Genomic DNA, 3,948 nt, shown 5'->3' with positions numbered 1-3,948 from the left:
GCGCTGCCGCCGGCAGCTTGCGCATGTCCACATGAACCATCCCAGCCAGGTGGTGCGCCTGCCCCTCACCCCAAGACCGCCCTGGCCGGGTCAATAAGTGGGCCAGAACGTTTCTAAGAAATCAGTCCTTTATCAGTCTGTTTAAGACGGTCTCACGCGAAAGATCGGCGTGAACCTTATGCTGAGCGTTGCCACGCTGGCCGTTGCCAAGATATGGGTCTGCCTACTCGCTGCGGGAATGAGACACCCGCCCAACGTTGTGGGCAAATGCGGCCGCCACTAGCCATGCGGATCGAGTAGCGTGATTGCGACGTTCCGGTGACGCGGGTGATCAGTTCGGCCAAAGGCCAAGACTGAAAGGGTATTCATGAACGCACCGAGTGAAATTGCGCATCTTGTTCGCGCGCTGGAAAGGTTCAAATGCATGCCGACGCGATGGGCTGCATACGACATGGACCCCCATGCAGCCGCCAACATGCTCCGATGCACTCCTGACGAAGTGCTGTCGCTGACTGAGTATGGCCTAAGCAGTTCGCAAACCGCCGATGGTCCTTGCTTCGACTACTTCGACGTCATGAACGTGGGCCGCTATTCCAGTTCGGGCATGACGGTTCCCGAGCGCAACGCGACCACGCTCTTGCGGTTCTCCCGCCAGCCAAGCTCGACTTGGCTGGGGCCGCAAAGGTGGAAGCTGAAGGTGCATCTGCCGGATGCTGGCCGGTTTGGGTCGTGCACGGTCCGCATCCCGGATTTCACGAGCGCTGGCGTTACTTATTTCGATGGCTCAATACAGTGGCCGACAGACGATCGAGTCGAGCGATCCGGTGGGTACGTGATCGACGTCGGCATCGATGGCGTGTACGACCCTGTCGCAAGTCCGGTCGTGCAGGACATCTACGAAGATATACTTCACCAACTGCGTTCAGGCGAGATAATACACCAAGCGATCAGTGAGCCATTGCGCGCCGAGCACTGGCTGGCGTGGCGGATGGGCATAGCTGATTGCATGGTGATCAGTCGAGTGATGGCAGATCGCCTACGAGGCGCCGGCGTGCAAGCCCGCGCCCGGCGCGGCTTCATCCTGGGTCTCGTGGGCAGCGACCATGCTTGGTGCGAGGTTCATGAGGATGGCCGATGGAAGACCATCGACGTAGGGCTCGCAGCCATGCCGACGGGGCTGTCCGGCGGACGGCGTCTGCCGTCTCATGACGAGTTCGCGTCGCACTGTTTGGGCGGCAGGTTCAATCGTCTTCTGCCTTGCGTCGCGGACGACGCGTCAGCGCTCATGCATGACGCTCAACAACGTCCGCTTCCCATGATCGGCATCGTCAGTGCGACAACGAGGTAAACATCGTGACACCCGACAACGCCCCGCAAACGTCCTGCATGGATGAGGCCCGACGTCTTCTTGCCGCCGCAATGGATGCGCCTGATCTCGCATGGCAGATCGATGAGACGAAGGATTTCCTGGATGCAGGGGTGAACTCAGGCGAGATCATACGCTTGCTGTTCGAATGCGAAAAGCATCTCGGCGTCGAAATCGACGACGCCGAGATGTCTTCCATCACTTCGCTGAAAGAACTTGCGGCATTGCTGCACCGCTACAAGACCGGGAGCGGCCATGTGGTTTGAACAGGTTCTCACGCGCGGCAACCAACGCACGCCCAACCAGATTTGCCTGCGCGATCTTCGTCGGGACGTCACGTGGGAGCAACTCAACCGCGAGGCGCGCGCGTTGGCGAGCGTGCTCCGGTCGTCAAGTCGCCGGGCGGACCGCGTCCTGCTGCTCAGCGGCAGCAGGGTGGAAGTCATCACGGCGCACTTCGCTTGCGCGTTGGCGGGAGGCATTGCCATGCCGGTCAATTCGGCGTTGGCCGACTCGGAACTGAGCTACATCCTCGATGCTATGTCACCCGCCGTTGCGGTCGCCGACGCTCGGGGCAGGGCGAGGCTGTCCGCACTCGGATCGTCGCTGGCCACGGTGCCGATCGAGACCGTCGCCGACCTTGCCGTTCAGCCGGAGGTCGCTTCCAGCGCAGGCGGCGTGACCGATCCGGTTGCGATATTCCATACATCCGCGACAACGGGACGGCCGAAGGGCGTCACGGTCGATCAGCGTTACTTTCAATTCCAGTCCCTGTCGTGGGCAGCAGAATTCCGGGCTGCGCCCGGCTCGGTGTTTCTCAACGCGGCCTCTCTGTTTCATGGCAGCGTTATGTTCGCATTCAACTGCTTGGCAGCGCTTGGCGTGGTCGGCATCCTTGACTCGTTCACGCCTCGCGCGTTTATCAACGCCGTCCGGCGATGGGGCGTGGAAAGCACCGCGCTGGTCCCCGCGATGATCACCTTGCTGCTGCAGGATCGGGAATTTGCCTCTTTGAAGGGCGGCACGCTCCGGTCCGTGATCAGCGCCGGCGCCCCTTTACCCGAACACCTCCCGAGGCAAATGCATGACGCCCTCGGGGTGTTTCCGCACACCATCTTCGGCATCACCGAGGCGGGCCACGTGCTGCACAGGTGGCCGGAGGACGACCGCACGCATGCCGGGCATGACGGCGGCGTGTGCGTTGGACGACCGTTTCCTGGCTATTCGGTGCGTGTCGTTCGCGACGACGCGAAGCGTGCAGCTGCGGTCGTGGACGAAGTAGGCATGATCCAGGTCGCTTGCGACGGATTGATGCAGGGGTATTGGCGGAATGGCGAGGCGACGGCCGAAACAGTGAAGGACGGTTGGCTCACCACGGGCGACCTCGGCTTTCAGGACAATGACGGATTTATATGGGTTGTCGATCGGCGACTTGATATGATCGTGCGCGGGGGCCAGAATGTTTATCCCGCAGAGATAGAACGGGTGCTCCGGAAGTCACCGCAGGTCCGTCAAGTCGCTGTAGTCGCGGCACCCTCGGACGTGTGGGGACAGACACCCGTTGCTTTCATTGAAGGCAACGCTCAAGGACTAGACACATCAGAACTACTGACATTGTGCGCCACGGAACTGGCAAGTTACAAGCGACCCAGTGGCTTCATCGTTGTAGATCAGCTCCCGAGGAACGCCATAGGCAAGGTACTCCGTACGGAACTTCGGGACCGTGCGGCATCCACGAGAAGTTGATCTCGGCCGACTGTGAATAATACCAAGTCTCTCTGATCAGGACGCATGTACTTAGCTCGACTTTGGCCATTTCAGGCTGGGTAGCATGCGACCACGGTGAGCCTGTCGAGGAACACGCACGGGATTGTTGCGGTGTTCTGGACATGCAGTGATGTCGAGAAAGCCTGTGCGATCCAAAGCTGGCGGCGGACGGCGGCGAGCGCGTCGGAAAAGGAGACGGCGCGCTTAGCATACCAGGCGGCGCGCCTGGGTAGGACAAGGCCACGCGCGGCTAGGTCGTTGGCCCAGAGCACCACAACCGAGAACAGGGCGAAATGACCCTCCATGCTTTCCGTGGGTGCGTAACCCGGTGCCTGGTGATTGATCCTCCCTTGGTTCGAAAGGAATTCGCAATGTTGAGGTCTGGCAAGGATTACCTTCAAGGGCTCCGTGACGGGCGGATCGTCTATGTCGGTTCCGAGCGCGTGGCCGACGTGACGACGCACCCGGCATTCCGGAACGCGGCCCGGTCGGTCGCCGCGATCTACGATCTCAAGCGCAGCCCAGCGCTTCGCGACACCTTGAGCTACGAGGAGGACGGCGAGCGTCACAGCGCGTATTTCCTGAAGGCCCGTACGCCGGCGCAACTGCAGCAGCGCAGCGGCGCGCATGCGCGCATCGCCGAGGCAAGCTACGGCCTGCTGGGCCGGTCGCCGGACTACGTGGCAAGCTTCGTCACCGGCATGTCCGTCTGCGCCGGCCTTTTCGGCGATTACGAGAGGAACATCCACGGCTACTACAAGCACGTCCGCGACAACGACCTTTACCTCGCGCACGCCGTGGTCCCGCCGCACGGC

General features: G+C 61.5%; 5 protein-coding genes. 4 read left to right on the top strand and 1 reads right to left on the bottom strand.

What is annotated here, in order from left to right; translation table 11 throughout:
* Positions 1 to 367 precede the first annotated feature (367 nt).
* Genes ACFE99_RS23660 through ACFE99_RS23650 form a run of 3 tightly spaced genes read left to right on the top strand, consistent with a single transcriptional unit; the run spans position 368 to position 3,112 of the window.
* Positions 368 to 1,348 (top strand): transglutaminase domain-containing protein, encoded by a 981-nt coding sequence (locus ACFE99_RS23660; RefSeq protein WP_375489115.1) that lies wholly within the window; start codon positions 368 to 370, stop codon positions 1,346 to 1,348.
* Positions 1,349 to 1,353: 5 nt separating this feature from the next.
* Positions 1,354 to 1,632 (top strand): acyl carrier protein, encoded by a 279-nt coding sequence (locus ACFE99_RS23655; protein WP_375489113.1) that lies wholly within the window; start codon positions 1,354 to 1,356, stop codon positions 1,630 to 1,632.
* Positions 1,622 to 3,112 carry a class I adenylate-forming enzyme family protein gene (locus ACFE99_RS23650; protein ID WP_375489111.1) on the top strand — a complete coding sequence of 497 codons (1,491 nt, stop codon included), beginning with the start codon at positions 1,622 to 1,624 and terminating at the stop codon, positions 3,110 to 3,112. Before ACFE99_RS23655 ends, ACFE99_RS23650 begins: the two co-directional genes overlap by 11 nt.
* A 71-nt stretch (positions 3,113 to 3,183) precedes the next feature.
* Here ACFE99_RS23650 and ACFE99_RS23645 read toward each other — a convergent pair whose 3' ends face one another.
* Positions 3,184 to 3,438, bottom strand: coding sequence for a hypothetical protein (locus ACFE99_RS23645; RefSeq protein ID WP_375489109.1), 255 nt, complete (start codon positions 3,436 to 3,438; stop codon positions 3,184 to 3,186).
* Positions 3,439 to 3,504: 66 nt separating this feature from the next.
* Here ACFE99_RS23645 and ACFE99_RS23640 point away from each other — a divergent pair.
* On the top strand, positions 3,505 to 3,948 hold a 444-nt coding region (locus ACFE99_RS23640; RefSeq protein WP_375489107.1), incomplete at its 3' end, for a 4-hydroxyphenylacetate 3-hydroxylase N-terminal domain-containing protein.

The organism is uncultured Mycobacterium sp., assembly GCF_964249325.1.
Lineage (GTDB): Bacteria > Actinomycetota > Actinomycetes > Mycobacteriales > Mycobacteriaceae > Mycobacterium.
The sequence above is the reverse complement of the archived record's forward strand: the minus strand, read 5'-3'. Positions and strand labels throughout refer to the sequence as shown.

Excerpts from the sequence above, each read along its gene's own strand:
- ACFE99_RS23660 (WP_375489115.1), top strand. The coding sequence starts at position 368 with ATGAACGCACCGAGTGAAATTGCGCATCTTGTTCGCGCGCTGGAAAGG.
- ACFE99_RS23650 (WP_375489111.1), top strand. The coding sequence starts at position 1,622 with ATGTGGTTTGAACAGGTTCTCACGCGCGGCAACCAACGCACGCCCAAC.
- ACFE99_RS23645 (WP_375489109.1), bottom strand. The coding sequence starts at position 3,438 with ATGGAGGGTCATTTCGCCCTGTTCTCGGTTGTGGTGCTCTGGGCCAAC.